This is a genomic window from Brevundimonas viscosa (genome assembly GCF_900116065.1).
Classification (GTDB): domain Bacteria; phylum Pseudomonadota; class Alphaproteobacteria; order Caulobacterales; family Caulobacteraceae; genus Brevundimonas; species Brevundimonas viscosa.
The window spans coordinates 300,135-316,416 of sequence record NZ_FOZV01000003.1 but is presented as its reverse complement, the minus strand read 5'-3'; the positions used below and the strand labels follow the sequence as shown (position 1 = coordinate 316,416).

The 16,282-nt window shown below is 72.8% G+C and carries 17 protein-coding genes; 9 read left to right on the top strand and 8 right to left on the bottom strand.

Going from position 1 to position 16,282, the window contains the following annotated elements; genetic code table 11:
• Window positions 1–2: 2 nt before the first annotated feature.
• Together BM333_RS08025 and BM333_RS08020 are read right to left on the bottom strand one after the other, a co-directional pair.
• Window positions 3–983 (bottom strand): methyltransferase, encoded by a 981-nt coding sequence (locus BM333_RS08025; RefSeq protein ID WP_092309473.1) that lies wholly within the window; start codon window positions 981–983, stop codon window positions 3–5.
• The gene (locus BM333_RS08020) at window positions 980–1,972 is read right to left on the bottom strand and encodes an iron-containing redox enzyme family protein (protein ID WP_245777195.1); all 993 of its coding nucleotides are present in this window, start codon (window positions 1,970–1,972) and stop codon (window positions 980–982) included. The genes BM333_RS08025 and BM333_RS08020 overlap by 4 nt, the downstream gene beginning before the upstream one ends.
• A 79-nt stretch (window positions 1,973–2,051) precedes the next feature.
• Between BM333_RS08020 and BM333_RS08015 the strand changes: the two genes are divergently transcribed.
• The 3 genes from BM333_RS08015 to BM333_RS08005 are packed head-to-tail and all read left to right on the top strand — an operon-like array spanning window position 2,052 to window position 5,795.
• Complete coding sequence (locus BM333_RS08015) at window positions 2,052–2,240, top strand: hypothetical protein (RefSeq protein ID WP_092309470.1); 189 nt, start codon at window positions 2,052–2,054, stop codon at window positions 2,238–2,240.
• 26 nt (window positions 2,241–2,266) lie between these two features.
• A complete protein-coding gene (gene cphA, locus BM333_RS08010; RefSeq protein WP_245777194.1) occupies window positions 2,267–4,993 on the top strand; it encodes a cyanophycin synthetase in 2,727 nt (908 codons plus the stop codon).
• Window positions 4,986–5,795: a cyanophycinase gene (locus BM333_RS08005; RefSeq protein ID WP_092309464.1), complete on the top strand. Its 810-nt coding sequence runs from the start codon at window positions 4,986–4,988 to the stop codon at window positions 5,793–5,795. The genes cphA and BM333_RS08005 overlap by 8 nt, the downstream gene beginning before the upstream one ends.
• Before the next feature lie 145 nt (window positions 5,796–5,940).
• Here the strand turns inward: BM333_RS08005 and BM333_RS08000 are convergent, their stop codons facing one another.
• From BM333_RS08000 to BM333_RS07995, 3 genes are read right to left on the bottom strand one after another with little or no spacing between them, the layout of a single operon-like run.
• A complete protein-coding gene (locus BM333_RS08000; RefSeq protein WP_092309461.1) occupies window positions 5,941–6,135 on the bottom strand; it encodes a hypothetical protein in 195 nt (64 codons plus the stop codon).
• Window positions 6,119–6,262, bottom strand: a complete 144-nt coding sequence (locus BM333_RS15920) for a hypothetical protein (RefSeq protein WP_177221834.1) — start codon at window positions 6,260–6,262, stop codon at window positions 6,119–6,121. Before BM333_RS15920 ends, BM333_RS08000 begins: the two co-directional genes overlap by 17 nt.
• A 26-nt stretch (window positions 6,263–6,288) precedes the next feature.
• Window positions 6,289–6,615 (bottom strand): hypothetical protein, encoded by a 327-nt coding sequence (locus BM333_RS07995; RefSeq protein ID WP_092309458.1) that lies wholly within the window; start codon window positions 6,613–6,615, stop codon window positions 6,289–6,291.
• A gap of 264 nt (window positions 6,616–6,879) precedes the next feature.
• On the opposite strand from BM333_RS07995, the gene BM333_RS07990 reads away from it, so the two are divergent.
• Together BM333_RS07990 and BM333_RS07985 are read left to right on the top strand one after the other, a co-directional pair.
• Window positions 6,880–8,166 carry an MFS transporter gene (locus BM333_RS07990; RefSeq protein ID WP_177221833.1) on the top strand — a complete coding sequence of 429 codons (1,287 nt, stop codon included), beginning with the start codon at window positions 6,880–6,882 and terminating at the stop codon, window positions 8,164–8,166.
• Window positions 8,163–9,149, top strand: coding sequence for a helix-turn-helix domain-containing protein (locus BM333_RS07985; protein WP_092309452.1), 987 nt, complete (start codon window positions 8,163–8,165; stop codon window positions 9,147–9,149). The genes BM333_RS07990 and BM333_RS07985 overlap by 4 nt, the downstream gene beginning before the upstream one ends.
• Here the strand turns inward: BM333_RS07985 and BM333_RS07980 are convergent.
• Window positions 9,146–10,009: a hypothetical protein gene (locus tag BM333_RS07980; protein WP_245777193.1), complete on the bottom strand. Its 864-nt coding sequence runs from the start codon at window positions 10,007–10,009 to the stop codon at window positions 9,146–9,148. The genes BM333_RS07985 and BM333_RS07980 overlap by 4 nt on opposite strands.
• Window positions 10,010–10,220: 211 nt before the next feature.
• On the opposite strand from BM333_RS07980, the gene BM333_RS07975 reads away from it, so the two are divergent.
• Both BM333_RS07975 and BM333_RS07970 read left to right on the top strand, forming a co-directional pair.
• Window positions 10,221–10,772, top strand: a complete 552-nt coding sequence (locus tag BM333_RS07975) for an OmpA family protein (protein WP_092309449.1) — start codon at window positions 10,221–10,223, stop codon at window positions 10,770–10,772.
• A 92-nt stretch (window positions 10,773–10,864) separates the two neighbouring features.
• Window positions 10,865–11,641 carry an SseB family protein gene (locus BM333_RS07970; protein ID WP_092309446.1) on the top strand — a complete coding sequence of 259 codons (777 nt, stop codon included), beginning with the start codon at window positions 10,865–10,867 and terminating at the stop codon, window positions 11,639–11,641.
• 274 nt (window positions 11,642–11,915) lie between these two features.
• Here BM333_RS07970 and BM333_RS07960 read toward each other — a convergent pair whose 3' ends face one another.
• Complete coding sequence (locus BM333_RS07960) at window positions 11,916–12,935, bottom strand: MrcB family domain-containing protein (RefSeq protein ID WP_177221831.1); 1,020 nt, start codon at window positions 12,933–12,935, stop codon at window positions 11,916–11,918.
• Between the two features lie 1,027 nt (window positions 12,936–13,962).
• Between BM333_RS07960 and BM333_RS07955 the strand changes: the two genes are divergently transcribed.
• Entirely contained in the window at window positions 13,963–14,298 is a 336-nt protein-coding gene (locus tag BM333_RS07955) for a hypothetical protein (RefSeq protein ID WP_092309437.1), read from the top strand.
• Window positions 14,256–15,050, top strand: a complete 795-nt coding sequence (locus BM333_RS07950) for an NYN domain-containing protein (protein ID WP_092309434.1) — start codon at window positions 14,256–14,258, stop codon at window positions 15,048–15,050. The genes BM333_RS07955 and BM333_RS07950 overlap by 43 nt, the downstream gene beginning before the upstream one ends.
• 11 nt (window positions 15,051–15,061) lie before the next feature.
• Here BM333_RS07950 and BM333_RS07945 read toward each other — a convergent pair whose 3' ends face one another.
• Window positions 15,062–16,189 (bottom strand): zinc-dependent alcohol dehydrogenase family protein, encoded by a 1,128-nt coding sequence (locus BM333_RS07945; RefSeq protein ID WP_218151435.1) that lies wholly within the window; start codon window positions 16,187–16,189, stop codon window positions 15,062–15,064.
• Between the last annotated feature and the right edge of the window lie 93 nt (window positions 16,190–16,282).

Genomic DNA, 16,282 nt, shown 5'->3' with positions numbered 1-16,282 from the left:
CACTACCGCCTGGTGAGCACCGCCCCCACGGCGGCGATGCGTTCGACGGCGGCGTATTCCGGCCGGCGCAGCGTGCCGCCGAACACGTCGGGGTCCATCTCCTCATAGTCGAGGTCGAGGCCGCGGGCGGCGGCGAGCTCGGTCAGGCCGGTGCGGACGAGGTCGCGGCCCTCGACCACCGGGGCGCCGGTGTAGAGGATCATGCGGCCGCCGGGGGCCAGCGCCTCGACCGCCTCGCGCGTCCAGGTCAGGGCCACGGCCGTGCCCAGCGCTTCGCCGCCGTCGCGGTAGGTGCGTTTGTCGCTGTCGGCGATGTAGGGCGGATTGGCGACGACGAGGTCGAACGGGCCGGTCAGGCCGGCGAGACCCGAGCCCTCGACCACGCGCAGCGGCTGGCCGGCGTGGACGGCGTTGATGCGCGTCAGGCGCAGGGCGCGCGGGTTGACGTCGGTGGCCGCGACCTCGGCCAGCGGCGCGCGGGCGGCCAGGGCCAGGGCCCCGACGCCGGCCCCGGCGCCGATGTCCAGCGCCCGGGTGAAGCCGGGGCGGCGGTCCAGCGTCTCGTGCAGCAGGCGCACGAAGCGATAGCTGTCCGGGCCGAGGAAGACGGCGTCGGCTCCGGACCCGCGGGCGGAGTGCAGGTGCAGGCGGCCGTCGACGGTGCTGACGCGCACGGTGGGACGCAGCAACTCGCCGTCGGGCCGCAGGACGTCGCCGGCGCGCAGCAATTCTTCGACATCGTCGGGCAGGTCGCCGGGGGCGAAGGGCAGGCTCCAGCCCAGCACGTCGCGCAGGTCGTCGGGACGCGCGCGCTCGCGGCGGGCGGCGACGGCGGCGGCGGTCGACGGCGTCGGCGCGACGAAGCCGTAGCGGTCCGCCGCCAGCCGGTCGAGCAGCCGGACAAGGGCGCGGTCCGCCTCCGTGAGCGCCGCCTCGGGCGGGGCGGCCTCGCGGAGGCGGACCTCCAGCGGCAGGGCGCTCATGCGCGCTTCCGCAGGTCCTCCGGCCCCCACAGCCGGTCGCGGTAGGCCGCGAAGCAGGCGGCGCCGGCCATCAACCGCATCACCGCGCCCTCGGCGAGGCTGCGGATCACCTCGGGCCGCGTCTCGGCCAGCGGGCGCAGCACCTCCTCGTTCCAGGTGCGCGAGTGCTCGACGTCGAGGGTGGCGTGCAGGGCGTAGTATTTGCGCTCCGGCCCGACGCCCAGCCGCTTCAGGCCGCGCGCCACATGGTCGGCGCGCCACGGGGCGGTCAGCTCGACCACGCCCAGCGCCCCGAGGGCGTGGAAGGCGTAGCGGCGGGTGGTCGAGAAGGCGACCAGCACATTGCCCAGCGCCAGCGCCGGCCACACGGTCCCGTCGATGGTCGGATGCAGGTCGAGGTGGTCGGCCAGCTTCTGCAGCATCGGCCCGTGCATGCCGGCCTGGTTGCCGCGGCCCATCTCGTCCCAGTAGTTGCGGGCCAGCTCCATCTTGGGCCGGTCGGGCATGCGCACCTGGGCCATGGCCACGAGGTCGTCGAAGCCCGCCTCGCCGGCCACCTCCTGGAGCAGGAACCAGCGCATCTGCTCGAGGTCGGCCTCCTCCGCCAGCCACGGGAACAGCGGATCGTTCTCGCCCGGGCCCTGGCCCTGCAGCGCCTCGAACCACGCGACGAAGCCGTCCGGGTCTTCCGGCAGGTCGGCCAGCCACGGGGCGGCGTCGGCGCGCAGCCGCTCGATGAAGGCGCCCTCGACGAGGACCATCTCGGCATCCTCGCGCGCATGGTCGGCCCAGCCCTCGTACGGCGTGACCGGCTCCAGCCGGCGGCTGTTCCAGCGCGTCAGGCGGCGGTGGAAGGCGGCGGGGTCGGCGCTGTCCGGGCGCAGCGGGGTCAGGTTGTCGGCCGGCGTCATGGCGTCGCTTTCGAAGGGATCAGAGCCCGCAATACGCCCCAGTTGGACGCCGGTTCCGTCCTTGATCGAGGCGTTCACGGAATTCCGACCGTCGGTTTCCCGACACAGGAACCGACTGAAATCTCCGGCATTTCCGGTGCCTCAACGGAGAGTGTTAATGGACGGCTCAGGCTACAGCTGGACCCTCAGCCGGGACGGCGACCAGTGGCGCTGGAGGGCGGTCGATCGCGTCGACCAGACCGTGCTGACCCAGGGCGTGGCGCGCACCCGCGCCGAAGCGGCGGTCTTCCTCGCGCGGGCCATGTCGCTCGGCGTGCTGCGCCAGCAAGGGGCGGCGGCGGCATGACGTCGAGCCCCGGGGGGACAGGACCGTTGCGGGTCCTCGAGCGCACCGTCTATCGCGGCCCGCATCTCTACAGCGCCCGGCCGATGATCCGGCTGCAGCTGGACCTCGGGGCGCTGGAGCAATGGCCCACCGACCGGCTTCACGGGTTCACCGACGCCCTGCTGAAGCGCCTGCCCGGACTGGAGCGTCACGGCTGCTGCCACGGAGAGCCCGGCGGCTTCGTGCGCCGGCTGCGCGACGGCACCTGGCTGGGCCATGTGATCGAGCACGTGGCGATCGAGCTGCAGAGCGCCGCCGGGGCCCCGGTCACCCGCGGCAAGACGCGCTCCGTCCGCGGCCGCCCGGGCGTCTACAACGTCATGTACGCCTGGACCGACGAGGAGGCCGCCCTGCTGGCCGGCCGCCGGGCCGTCGAGATCGTGCTCGGGCTGCTCACGCCCGATCTGCGAAACGTGGAGGGCCTCGACCGCATCGTCCGGCCGACGGAGCCGTTCGACGGCGACCCGGAGAGCGCCATTGCGGGAGTGGCGGCGGCGCTGCGCCGCACCGCCTTTGGGCCGAGCACCCAGGCCTTGGTCGACGCCGCCCGCCGGCGCGGCATCCCCGTCGAGCGCCTAAACGGCCAGAGCCTGATCCAGCTTGGCTGGGGCGTCCATCAGCGCCGCCTGCGCGCCAGCGTCACCGACCGCACCGGCCTGGTCGCCGCCGAGTCGGCCGGGGACAAGGCCGAGGCCAAGGCCCTGCTCGAGCGGATCGGGATTCCCGTGGCCCGGGGCGCGGTGGCGCGCAGCGCTGACGAGGCGGTGGCGGCCGCGGCCCGCCTGCGCGCGCCGCTGGTGATCAAGCCGCTGGACGGCAACCACGGGCGGGGCGTGACCACCGGTCTGGTCGCCGAGGCCGACCTGCGGCGCGCCTTCGACGAGGCGGTCCGCCACAGCCGCCGGGTCATCGTCGAGGAACAGCTGCCCGGCCGCGACCACCGCGTCCTCGTCGTCGCCGGCCAGGTCGTCGCCGTCGCCGAGCGCGAGCCGCCGAAGGTGACCGGCGACGGCGTCCGCACCGTGGCCGAGCTGGTCGAGGCGGTGAACGCCGATCCCCGCCGCGGCGAGGGCCACGAGGCCGTGCTGACCCGCATCCGTCTCGACGCCGCCGCCGCGGAGGTGCTGGCGCGGCAGGGCTTGGCCGCCGACTCAGTCCCCGCGGCGGGCCGGGAGGTGCTGTTGCGAACCGCCGCCAACCTGTCCGCCGGCGGCACGGCTGTCGACCGCACGACGGAGATCCATCCCGACAACGCCGCCCTCGCCAGACGGGCCGCGCTGGCCATCGGCCTCGACGTGGCCGGGGTCGATCTGCTGGCGCCGGACATCGGCCGTTCCATCCGCGAGACCGGGGGCGGGGTGGTCGAGGTCAACGCCGCGCCGGGCCTGCGCATGCACCTCGCCCCCTCCGAGGGCCAGGCCCGCGACGTGGCCCAGCCGATCATCGCTTCGCTCTATCCGCGCGGCGCCCCGGCCCGCATTCCGGTGCTGGCGGTGACGGGGACCAACGGCAAGTCCACCGTCGGCCGCATGGCGGCCCACATCTTCAAGGCCCAGGGCAAGGTCGTCGGCCTCACCAACACCAGCGGGGTTTACATCGGCGACCAGCAGATCGCGGCGACCGACGCCAGCGGCCCGAAGAGCGCCCGCATGGTGCTGCGCGACCCCACCGTCGAGGTGGCGGTGCTGGAGTGCGCCCGCGGCGGCATCCTGCGCGAGGGCCTGGCCTTCGACCGCTGCGACGTCGGCGCCGTGCTCAACGTCCAGCCGGACCACCTCGGCCTCAAGGGGGTCGACACGCTTGAGGACCTGGCGGCGGTCAAGTCTGTGGTGGTCGAGAGCGTCTCGCGGCGCGGTGTCAGCGTGCTCAACGCCGACGATCCCCTGACTATTCGCATGGCCCGCCACGCCGGCGGCCGGATGTGCTGGTTCTCGCTGCGCGGCGGCGAGCAGACGCCGGGCTTCGTGCTCAAGCACATCGCCGACGGCGGCGCGGCGGTGCTGCACGAGCCCGAGACCGACGAGATCGTACTGCACGACCGGGGCGAGCGCCGCCTGATCTGCCGGGCGGCCGGCATTCCGGCGACGCTGCAGGGCCACGCCGTGTTCAACGTCCAGAACGCCTTGGCCGCCGCCGCCATGACCTGGGGCGCCGGGGTTCCGCCGGCCGCCATCGGCGAGGCGCTGGGCTCGTTCCGCTCGACCTTCGATCAGAATCCGGGGCGGATGAACCTGCACGAGGATCACGGCTTCCGCGTCATCCTCGACTACGCCCACAACCCGGAAGCCCTGCGCGCGCTCGGCCGCGTCTGTTCGGCTCTCCGGCCGTCCGGCCAGCGCAGCATCTGCATGATCAGCATTCCCGGCGACCGCCGGGAGGCCGATATCCGACAGATGGGCGAGATCGGGGCGGAGTATTTCGACACCCTCGTCTTCCGCGAGGCGCCCGACAACCGCGGTCGCGGGAAGGGCGAGGTGATGCGGCTGATGACCGAGGGCGCGCGCGCCGCCGGCTGCGCCCCCGGCCGCATCCACGAGGTGCACGAGGAATCCGAAGCCGCCGAACTGTGCCTGCGGCTGGCCGAGCCGGGCGACCTCGTCGTGCTCACCCCGACCCGGGTCGAGGCGGTGTGGGGAATTATCCAGGCGTTCCGCCCGCAACGGGCCGCCGAGCCGGGACCGAAGGAGATCGTGCTGGAGCCGCCGCATGGCTGATCGCATGGGGCCGCTGCTGATCATCGGCGGGCACGAGGATCGGGAGGGCGACAAGGTCATCCTGTCGACCCTCGCCCGGCTGCTGGACGGCGGTAAGCTGGTGCTCGCCACCGTCGCCTCGCATCAGCCGGACGGCTACTTCGACGCCTACGAAAAGGCCTTCGCCGCCCTCGGCGTCACCGACATGGTCGAGCTCTACGTCCATGAGCGATCAGACGGCTCTGATCCCGGGACGCTGGAGAAGCTGGAGGGGGCGGCCGGCGTCTTCTTCACCGGCGGCGACCAGCTGCGCATCTCCAGCCAGATCGGGGACACCCCGGTCGAGCATCGCATCCACGAGATCCACCGCGCCGGCGGCCTCATCGCCGGCACCTCGGCCGGCGCGGCGGTGATGAGCGAGACCATGCTGGTCAAGGGACCCAGCGCGGAGTCCTACCGCATCGGCGAGCTGCACATGGCTCCGGGGCTGGGGCTGATCAGGGACGTCATCATCGACCAGCATTTCGCCGAGCGCGGCCGCTACGGCCGACTGCTCGGCGCGGTCGCGCACAACCCGCGGCTCCTCGGGGTCGGCATCGACGAGGACACCGCCCTGCTCGTCCAGGGCGACGAGGGCCGGGTGATCGGGGCCGGGGCGGTCTATGTCGTCGACGGGGAGGAGGCCAGCCACTCGAACATCGCCGAGGCGCGCGCAGAGCGCCCGCTGTCGATCTTCGACGTGCGGATGCACGTCCTCTCCTGCGGCGACCGCTTCCACTTCACCCGTCGGCGCCCGGAAGCGGGCCCGGACGATCCGGCCTGACGCGACGCTGCGGGGGAGGGGCGACTGCGAACGAGGAGGCGGCCCGGCCGGCCCGGCAGGTGGATTTCCGGCGGTCGGGCCGCCCCGACCGGGGGGGCGACCCGGTCATGGCGATGGCTGGCGGAGGATCCGCCGGCGAAAGACTTCAGGCGGCGGCGGGCGAGCCGAGGCCGGACACCTGGTCCAGTCGGGCGCGGGCGGCGTCGAGATCGAAGAAGGTTTCGACCGTCGGCCCGTGGACCTCGAAGCGGCTGCCGCAGGTCTGTCCGCTGACGCCGACGAAATCGACGCGGAACAGCCGTGCGAGCGCCTTTCGCTCCAGTTCAAAGCGGACCAGCACCGGCGCCTCCCTGGGGTGAATCGAAGACCTTGCGGCTCAGGCCGCAGCGGTAGCAGACCTCGGCCTTGCGGCGTTCGGACCACCAGAACTGGTGCCTGCAGATCAGGCGCTTCAGGACTTTGAGCATGAGAAGGTCGGTCGGTTGGAGGTCGGTCAGGCGGCGGGTCGGACGGCCGGTTCGCCCGTGGCGGCGGCGGCGCCGATGCACAGGATGTCGCGGATAGTCTCTTCCACAGGCAGTCGGTCGGCGTCGCGCCGCGCCCCGGCGAGCAGGTGCCGGACCATGAGGGCGCGGTCGGAGGTGCTCGCCATGGCCGTCAGCACCGCTTCCAGCTGGTCCCATCTCATCGGCGGCAGCAGATCGGAGTTCGCCGACGGCGTGGCGACGCGCCTTTGACCCCAGCGGATCGGCGCTGTGATGCGCCCCGCCTCTTCGCCGTCGGCCGCGATGGCCGGCCGACTGGATACGCTACTCGACATTCTGCAACGCCGGACGGCTCTTCGCCGTCCGCTCCCCCTGTTAAGATCACGCCAAAGGCGCCCGCCGCCCCGACGGACAGGCCCGCAGCAGGTTGGTCAAACGCCGTTCGAACCGCCATGGCGCGGCGTCCCAAAACGACGCACAGTTATCCCAACCCCCGCTGGGGAATTCCGCCGCGGTTTGACGCGGCCTGACCCGTGCTCCCATAACGGGAAAAATCCTGAAAGTTCGTCTTGGCCGTTTCCCCGCCGTCCGTGTCTGCGTTGCGACCCGCCGCCCCTCGCCAGGCGGCGGACGCGCGACTGCCGTGGGCCGCGGTGGCGCTGCTGTGCGCGGTGCAGTTCGCCGCCTATGTGGACCGGGCCCTGCCGGCCGTGACGGCCCCGCTGATCCGCGACGAACTCGGCCTCAGCGACGCGCAGATCGGCGGGCTGCAGGGGCCGGCCTTCGTCGCCCTCTACGTGATCGGTCTGCTGGCGGCGGGCCACTGGGCCCGGGCCGCAAACCCCTGGAGGCTGTCGCTCGCCTGCCTGACGATCTGGACCCTCGGCGCCGCGATCTTCGCTCTCGCCCCGAACTATGGGGGGATGGTCGTCGGCCGGGTTCTGCTCGGCGCCGGCCAGGCCGTCTTCGTCCCTGCCGCGCTGATGCTGATCGCGGGACAGGCGGAACCGGGGCGGCGCGCGCGCGGGCTGTCCCTGTTCACGACCGGGTCCGCCGCCGGACGCAGCGGGGCCCTGTTGCTGGGCGGCGCCGCCCTCGTCTGGCTGGGCGCCGGCGTGGCCGGACTGGAGGGCTGGCGCGCGGCCAGCCTGGCGCTGATGGCGCCCAACCTCATCCTCGCCGCCCTGCTGGTCCGGGCCGGAACGACCGCGCCGCCCCCGTACCCGCCGGAACGCCACGGCGGTCTCGGCGCGGCGCTCGGTGTCGTCGCCCGGCGGCCGCTGGCCTACCTCAGCATCGCCGCCGCCGGCGGGGCCTGCGTCTTCGTCGTCCAGGCCGCCGGCGCCTGGGCGCCCTCGCTGCTCCATCGCGCCTTCGACCTCGATCCGGGCGCGAGCGCGCTCGTTTTCGGCCTGATCGTGCTGGTCTTCGCCCCCCTCGGCCACCTGTCGGCGGGCTGGCTGATGGCGGCCGCAAGGGGCGGCGGACCGGCGCCCTTCGTCGCCGGGGCGGCAGCCGTGGCCGCGGCCTGCGCCGCCTTCCTGCCCGTCGCCGACCGGATCGAGGCCCTCTTCCTGATCGCCGGCCTCACCGCCGCCGGCGGGACGGCGGCCGCATCGGTGCTGATCGGCGTGCAGGCGATGACCGCCGCGCCGCAGCGGCCGGCCATGGGGGCCCTGTTCCTGGCGGTGATCTCCGTGGCCGGCGTGGCCGGGGGACCGTGGCTGACCGGCCTGCTCAGCGACCTGCGCGCCGCTTCGGGCGCCGGGGCCGGGCTGGCCGAGGCCATCGCGGCGGCGGCGGGCGGCGCCGGCGTCGTCGCCCTCGCCCTCGCGGTCGCCAGCGGGCGACTGTGGCGCCCCGCGCTGTCGGAGACGCCGGCATGACCGACCAGTTCCGCTTCGACAGCGACGCCCTGCCGCCGGGGCAGGCCTTCGACGCCTACCGCCGCCTCTACGCCGTGGGCTCGGACGTCAGCCGCGGCGCCGGGCCGTTCTTCGCCTGGGTGCGGGCGGTGCGGCTCGACGGGCTGATCCTGTTCGAGCGCCGCCTCGACGGCGTCGTGCACTCGCGCAGCGCCCGCGCCGGGCGCGACCGGTTCGACCATTTCGCCCTGCACCTGGTGCTCTCCGGCGAACTCGAGGGCGGGCGCGAGAGCCGCTTCGACCGGGCGGGCCCCGGCGACCTGCTGCTGGTCGATACCCGGCGGGCCTCCCGCACCGAGGCCCGCGAGCTGCATGTCCTGACCGCCAGCGTGCCGCGCGCCGCCATCGCCGCCGCCTGCGGCGCGCTGGACGGCCTGCACGGACGCATCATCGGCGCGCCCCGCACCTTCGTGCTGCGCGACCTGATGCAGTCGGTGGTGCGCAACGCCGACGGCTTCCGCGACGACGTGCTGCCCAGCCTGCGCCGGGCCTTCCAGGAGCTGCTCAACGCCACGCTCGCCGACCTGTCGACCTCGTCCGCCGTGCTGTTGCGGCTCGACCAGGCGCGTCGCGAGGCGGCCGAGCGCTTCATCCTCGCCCATCTGGACGATCGCGACCTGGGCGCGGCCACGGTGGCCGCCGGCATCGGCGCCTCCCGCTCCACCCTCTACCGCCTGTTCGCCGAGGACGGCGGCGTCGCCCGCTTCATCATGAGCCGGCGCCTCGGCGCGGTGCGCGGCGCCCTGGAGGGCGGCGCGACGGAACCCCTGTCCGCCCTCGCCCTCGCCCACGGCTTCACCGACGAGAGCCACCTGAACCGCCGCTTCAAACAGGCCTACGGCCAGCCGGCCGGCGCCTACCGCCGATCCGTGGCCGAGACCGGCGAGGACGCCGTCGCCGCGGCGGTCCGGCGCTGGGCCGGCTGGATGATCGAGGTCAGCTAGCCGGGGCCGCCGCCTCGCCGCGCCCCCGTCAGGTCGCCCCAGCGCCACGTCCCCGGCCCCAGCGCCAGCCGCGGCGCGCCCGGCCCGTCGCCCAGCGCCAGCACGGCGTAGCCGCGCACCGCCTCGGCGCGGCAGGCGGAGGGGGCGAAGGCCACCTCCACCGCGATGGCCTGCCGCACCCCGGCCAGCCCCTTGCCGGCCTCGCCCGGACTGGTCACCCAGTCGCCGTTCCACACCAGCAGCGCCCGGCCGCGCCCGCTTCCGGCCAGCGCGCGCTGCGCCGCCGTCGCCACCTCGGCGTCGTCGCGCAGGGCCCGCTCCAGCCGGCCGACCATGTCGCACGGCCCGCCGCTCCCCGCGCCCGCGCCGCCGCCCCCGGCTCCCGCGCCGGCCCCGCTCCCGCGCCCGGCCCGCAGCGCCCCGGCCAGCTCGGCCTCGCCCACGGTCGCCCACACCGGCAGCGGCGCCGGCGCGGCGGGGGCGGCGGTCAGGGGCAGGACCTCCGGCGGCGGCGGGCGCACGGCCGGGCGGGGACGCGGCGGCGGGACCCGTGCGGGAACCGGGCGCTCCGTCGGCGCGGCGGCGGCCGCCGCCTCCGCCGGCGGGCCCTCGGGCGGGGCGGAGTCGGCGACCGGCCCCGGCGGCGGCTCGGCGGGCGGCGGCTCGGGGACCGGCGGCGGCTCCAGCTCGATCAGCATCGGCGGCGGCGCGAACGGCGTCGGCCCCGACCCGCCGCCCGAGGCCAGGAACAGCGCCGGCAGCAGCACCAGGTGCGCGGCCACGCTCAGCGCGATCGCCGCCAGCCTTCGCCCGCGCGCCGTCCCGCCTCCGCCTGTCCGGTCGAACCGCATCGGCGCCATGTTGATCCGCCGCTCGCGTCAGGATCGTGGCGCCCCGGCAAGACCGCTGCGGCCGCGCTTTCAGATCAGTCCCGGAACAGCGTTCGCTCTCTACTACGGCCAAGCTGCCGAAATACGGATGCAACCCGGTCATGACTTCGCCGTTACGGCCGGGCTGGCTAAGGGCTCGGGGTTATCCGGGAGTGGCGTCCCGAAGACGGAGAAGACTTCCTTGACCAGAACCACCCTTTCCCGGGCCGCCCTCGCCGGCGCCCTTCTCGCCGTCGGCGTCGTCGCCAGCGGCTGCGCCAGCCATCGCTTCGTGCGCGATCAGGTGGCCGTCGTCGACACCCGCGTCACCGGCGTCGAGGGTCTCGCCGGCCAGGCGCTCGAACGCGCCAACGCCGCCCACAAGCTGGCCGAGGGCAAGTTCCTCTACGAGGTCGTGCTCTCGGACGATTCGGTGAAGTTCCCCACCGATCGCCACGCCCTGTCGCCCGAGGCCGAGCAGCGCCTCGCCGAACTGGCCCAGCGCCTCAAGGCCGAGAACCGCAACGTCTACCTCGAGATCCAGGGCCACACCGACGCCACCGGCGACGAAGGCTACAACGAGGAGCTCGGCGAGGCCCGCGCCGAGGCGGTGCGCCGCTTCCTTAGCCAGCAGGGCATCGCCCTGAACCGCATGGCCACCATCTCCTACGGCGAAGCCTCGCCGGTGGCTCCCAACGAGACCCCGGAAGGCCGCTCGCAGAACCGCCGCGTCTCGATCGTCGTCCTCGTCTGAGGCGCGACGCCTAAAAAAGCGTCGGGGGCCGGCGTTGACGTCGCGCCCCCGCTCCGCTCCTGTGTCGGCCCGTTTTCCCGCGTGAGCCGACCATGACCGACGCCTCGACCGCCGCCGCTCCCCAGCCGCTGCGCTTCACCGACAATCCGATGAACCCGCTGGAGGTGGCGCTCTACGAGGGCCTCGCCGATCACACGAAGATGGGCGTGTTCGAGCGGCTGATGCTCGAGGCCGACCTCTACGCCGTGCCCGAGCCCGACAGCCCCGGCGGAACCCCCGGCGACGACGGCCCCAAGGTGCTGCGCCCGGGGGAGCAGCTGGTCCTGCGCGGCGTCGTGCTCAACGACGGCCGCAACACCGTCACCCTGTTCACCGACCCGCGCCGCGCCACGCAGATGTTCGGCGAGGGCGCCCGCATCATCGCCATGAAGGGCCGCAACCTGCTGCAGATCCTGAAGGACGCGGTGGTCCTGCTCAACCCCGCCGACGGCAAGGGCCTGCTGCTCAACCCCGACCAGATCCGCGAGGTGCTGGAGCAGACCCCGGTCCCGCCGACCCACGCGCGCCGCCCCACCGGCACGGTCGAGCTCGCCGACGTCCCCGAACCCCAGCACCCGATCGCCCTCATCGGCCGCCTCAACGAGGCCTTCAAGGGCCTCGACGTCAAGGCCGCCTGGCTGGCCCGCGCCCGCTGGATGGAGGCGCAGATGATGGGCTGGCACCTCGACGTCCGCACCGACCAGCCCGCCGACGAGGTCGTCGCCCTCATCGAACGCGCCGTCCGCGGCCTCCAGTTCGGCCAGGAGGTGTTCGACGTGGCGGTGAGCAAGCCCGGCGGCGCGGACGGGGTGGGGGTGAAGGTGAAGTAGGGGGCCTCAGCGCCGCGATCAACCTCGGGATGGTTGCGTGGGAGAGCGCTCGCGCCAAGACTTCCGCCATGCCCCGCGCTGCCTCCCTCACTCGTGCCTGTCGCCGCTGGCTTGCCGAAGTCGACCGCATCCTGCGTCGCGATTGGTGCATCGACTCCGCTAACGCCGGCTGGGACCGAGAGGACGTGCTTCGCTACTGGGGCTACGGGGAGACGCCGGCGGACTTCGTAGTGTGGTTCGCGGAGAAGTACGACCTGATCCGGTTCAAGCGGTCTTAAGAGACTCGGTATTCATAAGAGGTCGGCTCAAGTCGATCCTCGTCCAGCTTCCAAGGACAAATTGCCATGAGCGCGCCCCCAGAAGCCGTGGGACCCTCTTTGCTGAGTCTAATTCCATGCACGATGAGTAGGGCATTACGCGGGTAGGACTCGCGGTGAAGCTGCACCTCATTTCGAGTCAAAAGCACGCTCTTCGGGCCCCCGGTGGTGCCCTTGACCTCAACGACCCAGCTGAGCCCGTCACGTTCTCCGAGAAAGTCGCAGCTCTCAGTTGCCGAGACGTCTTTGGCGACAAAGCCATTCTCCGTGAGCCAAGCCTCCGCTACTTCCATCGCTCGAAGTTCGACCGCCGTCCGAGCGGCATGGTCCAATCCCCAGCCTTGCCCAGCGGCCGGAAATTTTGCAGGAGAAGCAATCTCTTCAGCGAATTGAAGGATTTGGACGATCTCTGAGCTATTGGTTCCCGGAACCAAGCCCGTTTCCTCGGCGCGATAGAGTTTCGCAAGTGCCCGAGCGAAATCGACCAGGTCATCTCCCAAGACACGGTCGTCAGGGATGTTTCCAGAGGGATAAAATTTTGAGAACAACGTGGTCTTCTCGTAGGCAGCCGCGAGCCGTTTTCCCCCGAGGCTGACCCCAGTCTTCACTGTAGCATCTCCCACGAACTCACCTGCTAGAACCGCCCGGCCCCATTGGACGAGCTCGGCGGTTTCCTGATGGGAGATGCCTTTGAAGTTCCCCTCTTGGGGCACCGTGGAGGCGTGGCTCAAACAGAGCGACACCCCGGTGGCGTCAGGGTGAAAGAGGTATACTACGTACCAGCCCTGCGTTGCAGATGGCGACATCCGCCTGGAGAAGTACCGAGTCCATGGCACCAAGGCCTTTCGGCCAATGCCGTCGCTTCCTTCAACGGCTAGATCGTCGCCATACCTCCCAAGTGCAGCCGAAATCTCGAAACGAAAGTCGAGAATCTCTTCTCTCAGCCGATGTCGGACTAGCTCTCCTCGTTCCGCCATGGCGGGAGACATAACTGACGTATGGGCGGATTGCAGGGATACGATGGATTGAAGTGTGTCACGTAGAGGCATGCCGGGTTCCCCTCCTACCAGCGGTAGGCGGGCGGCCCCGACTACCTACCCCAAGTAGGCATGGGTCCGGAGGTGGTGCCAAGCGATCAAGCGCCAATAATCGACTGTGGTGCCTAGCGAAGCGTCTGTGCTGGGAAGCTTCGAGCATGCTGCGCTGCGCTCGGCATGGTCTCCTCCCCATCTGCGATGGGGAGGAGACGCGGGGGCGGCGACGACGTTTCCTCCCCGCGCCGCAGGCGGGGGGAGGGGGACCGCGAAGCGGTGGAGGGGCGAGGCCGGGAGCGCGCCTGTTTCCGCAGCCCGCGGGCCGAAGGCCTGCAGTCGGGTGCGATGCCGCCGCAGAACACGCCGGCCCCTTCGTGTCCTTCGTGCCTCCTTCGTGTCCTTCGTGATGAACCAGCGGCGCCAGACCCCGCCCGGGCGCCGGGAGTTAATGTTTAAGTCCCCTATCTCGCGCGCATCGCCCGCTGTTTTCATTGAACAAACACCGGCAGGCAGCGTCATTTTCACGCCATGGGAACAACCGCCCCCACACTTCTCCCATCCCGTCGATGGGGAGGGCGTCGGATCCACGACCTCGACGACGGCGGGCTGTGGTCGAGCGATGAAGCCGGGGCGACGGAGAGTCCCGGGGTCCTCGTCGGGCAGGGAGTGGATCCTGCCCGCTTGCTCGCCGCGCGCCGCTGGACTGCGGGCTGCTGACGTCCCCTGAAGAGGGCCGTCATGTCCGCCCCGCGTCGGGCCCGGCAACGGTCCCGGCGGAGATCCGGCAAGGCTCGAATGTCAGGGCCGCCAGCCGGAGAGCGCGCGCACAACGGCTACGCGGGGCGTCAGCTTCGTCGAAACGGTACACACACTCACAGACCGGGCGAGGCCCGGCGCCCCGCGCCCTTCCCACCCTGCCGGCGGATGCTCCGCCGGAGGCCGCATCCGCGTGTCCGAAGGAGGTCCGCCCATGAAGCCCCGACGTTGCGCCCGTCCGCGTCGCCGCGACCGCGTGCTGTGGGGCGTCCAGCGCCTGCGGCTGGCGGCCATCGCCGCCCGGACGCTCGAGCCGCACTTCCCGCACGAGCATCTCTATCTGTGGACCCTGCGCCTGAACGGCCGGGCCAATCCGGCCGCCTTCGTCCTGCCCGGCCTGCTGTTCGAGGCCGCCCGCGCCGAGTTCGGGATCGCCGCCGACCGATGCGTCGAGACACCGCCGCCGAACCCCGCCATCATGGCCGCCCGCGCAACGAAAGCCCGCCCATGCCCGCCGACCCCGCCAAGGCCCCCCGACTCGCCGTGCTGATCGACGCCGAGAACGCCTCGCCGAAGATCGCCGAGGCCCTGTTCACCGAGATCGCCACCCTCGGCGAGGCCTCGGCGCGGCGCATCTACGGCGACTTCGCCTCGGCCCAGATCCAGGGCTGGACGCGGGTGCTGGCCCGCTTCGCCATCCAGCCGCAGCAGAATTTCGCCAACACGAAGGGCAAGAACTCGGGCGACATCGCCCTCGTCATCGACGCCATGGACCTGCTGCATTCGGGCCGCTTCGACGGCTTCTGCCTCGTCTCGTCCGACGCCGACTTCACCCGGCTGGCGTCGCGCATCCGCGAGGAGGGGGTCGACGTCTACGGCTTCGGCGAGCGCAAGACGCCCGAGAGCTTCCGCCAGGCCTGCACCCGCTTCATCTACACCGAGAACCTCAGCCTCCCCGCCGCCGAGACGACGGACGAGGCCGCCGCCCCGAAGCGCGGCCGCCGCGGCGCCGCCGGCCCCGCGTCCTCCGCCGCCCGCTCCGAGCCCGCCGCGGCCGCCGCCGGCAAGCGGCCCCCGTCGGAGGCGGCGCGCCTGATCGCCACCGTCATCGCCGACATGGACGAGGACGGCGACGGCTGGGTCAACGCCGGCGGCATCGCCAACCGGCTCCGCAACGCCTACCCCGACTTCGACCAGCGCACCTACGGCTACGCCAAGCTCTCCGACCTGATCCGCGCCACCGGCCGCTTCGACGTCCAGACCGGCTCCGGCGGCCAGATGCGGGTCAGGGACAAGGCGTAGGGGGAGGGCGCTCAGAGGGAAATGACCGTCCGCACCGCCTTCCCGTCCGCCAGCGCGTCGAACGCGGCGTTGATCGCCTCCAGCGCTGCGGTCCCGCTGAGCAGCCGGTCCACCGGCAGTCGGCCCTCGCGGAACAGGCCGACGAAGCGCGGGATGTCGCGCGAGGGCACGCAGGTCCCGATGTACGACCCCTTCAGGGTCCGCTCCTCGGCCACCAGCGAGACGATGTTGACCGCCAGCGCCGCCTCCGGCGGCGGCAGCCCGGCGGTGACCGTGGTCCCGCCCCGCCGCGTCATCCGCCACGCCGCCTCCAGCGCCCGCGCCGACCCGGCCATCTCCAGCGCCACCTCGGCCCCGCCGCCGGTCAGGGCGCGGACCTGCTCCACCGCGTCGGCGTCGGCGGCGTTGACCGTCCGCACCGGCCCGAGGCTCCGCGCCAGCGCCAGCTTGTCCTCGCTGAGGTCGACCGCCACCACCGGGCTGGCCCCACTGGCCAGCGCCCCCAGCACGCTGGCCAGCCCGACGCCGCCGAGGCCGACCACCACGACCGACTGTCCGGCCCGCACCTGCGCCGTGTTGACCACCGCCCCGACCCCGGTCAGCACCGCGCAGCCGAACAGGGCGGCGTGCTCGAACGGCAGGTCGTCCGGCACGCGGACGAGCGAGCGCCGCGACACCACCGCCCGCTCCGCAAAGGCCGAGCAGCCGAGGTGGTGGTGCAGCATCTCGGCGCCCAGGTGCAGCCGCCGTCCCCCGCCCAGCAGCTCGCCCTTGCCGTTGGCCGCCGCCCCCGGCTCGCACAGGGCCGGCCGGCCCCCGGCGCAGGGGCTGCAATGGCCGCAGGAGGGCATGAACACCATCACCACGCGGTCGCCGGGCTTCAGGTCGTCGACGCCGCCGCCGACCGCTTCCACCTCGCCCGCCGCCTCATGGCCCAGCGCCATCGGCATCGGCCGCGGCCGGTCGCCGTTGATGACGCTGAGGTCCGAGTGGCACAGGCCGGCGGCGCGGATGCGCACCTGCACCTCGTCGCGCCCGGGCGGGTCCAGCGTCACCGTCTCGATGGCCAGGGGCCGGCTGTCGGCGTACGGGCGGGGCGCGCCCATGGCGCGAAGGACGGCGGCGCGGGTCGTGATCATGCCCGGGACGCTAGGCGCTTGACGCCGCGTCCGCCAACCCCGACCGTCGGCCTGCGAGCGTGCGCAGACACGCCGGGGAAACGCCAACACCGT

Coding starts and splice junctions, on each gene's coding strand:
- BM333_RS07950 (WP_092309434.1), top strand. CDS start 14,256: ATGCCCGCCGACCCCGCCAAGGCCCCCCGACTCGCCGTGCTGATCGAC.
- BM333_RS07955 (WP_092309437.1), top strand. CDS start 13,963: ATGAAGCCCCGACGTTGCGCCCGTCCGCGTCGCCGCGACCGCGTGCTG.
- BM333_RS07945 (WP_218151435.1), bottom strand. CDS start 16,189: ATGATCACGACCCGCGCCGCCGTCCTTCGCGCCATGGGCGCGCCCCGC.
- BM333_RS07985 (WP_092309452.1), top strand. CDS start 8,163: ATGACCGACCAGTTCCGCTTCGACAGCGACGCCCTGCCGCCGGGGCAG.
- BM333_RS07970 (WP_092309446.1), top strand. CDS start 10,865: ATGACCGACGCCTCGACCGCCGCCGCTCCCCAGCCGCTGCGCTTCACC.
- BM333_RS15920 (WP_177221834.1), bottom strand. CDS start 6,262: ATGCTCAAAGTCCTGAAGCGCCTGATCTGCAGGCACCAGTTCTGGTGG.
- BM333_RS07995 (WP_092309458.1), bottom strand. CDS start 6,615: ATGTCGAGTAGCGTATCCAGTCGGCCGGCCATCGCGGCCGACGGCGAA.
- BM333_RS07960 (WP_177221831.1), bottom strand. CDS start 12,935: ATGGCGGAACGAGGAGAGCTAGTCCGACATCGGCTGAGAGAAGAGATT.
- BM333_RS08015 (WP_092309470.1), top strand. CDS start 2,052: ATGGACGGCTCAGGCTACAGCTGGACCCTCAGCCGGGACGGCGACCAG.
- BM333_RS08025 (WP_092309473.1), bottom strand. CDS start 983: ATGAGCGCCCTGCCGCTGGAGGTCCGCCTCCGCGAGGCCGCCCCGCCC.
- BM333_RS07980 (WP_245777193.1), bottom strand. CDS start 10,009: ATGGCGCCGATGCGGTTCGACCGGACAGGCGGAGGCGGGACGGCGCGC.
- BM333_RS08005 (WP_092309464.1), top strand. CDS start 4,986: ATGGCTGATCGCATGGGGCCGCTGCTGATCATCGGCGGGCACGAGGAT.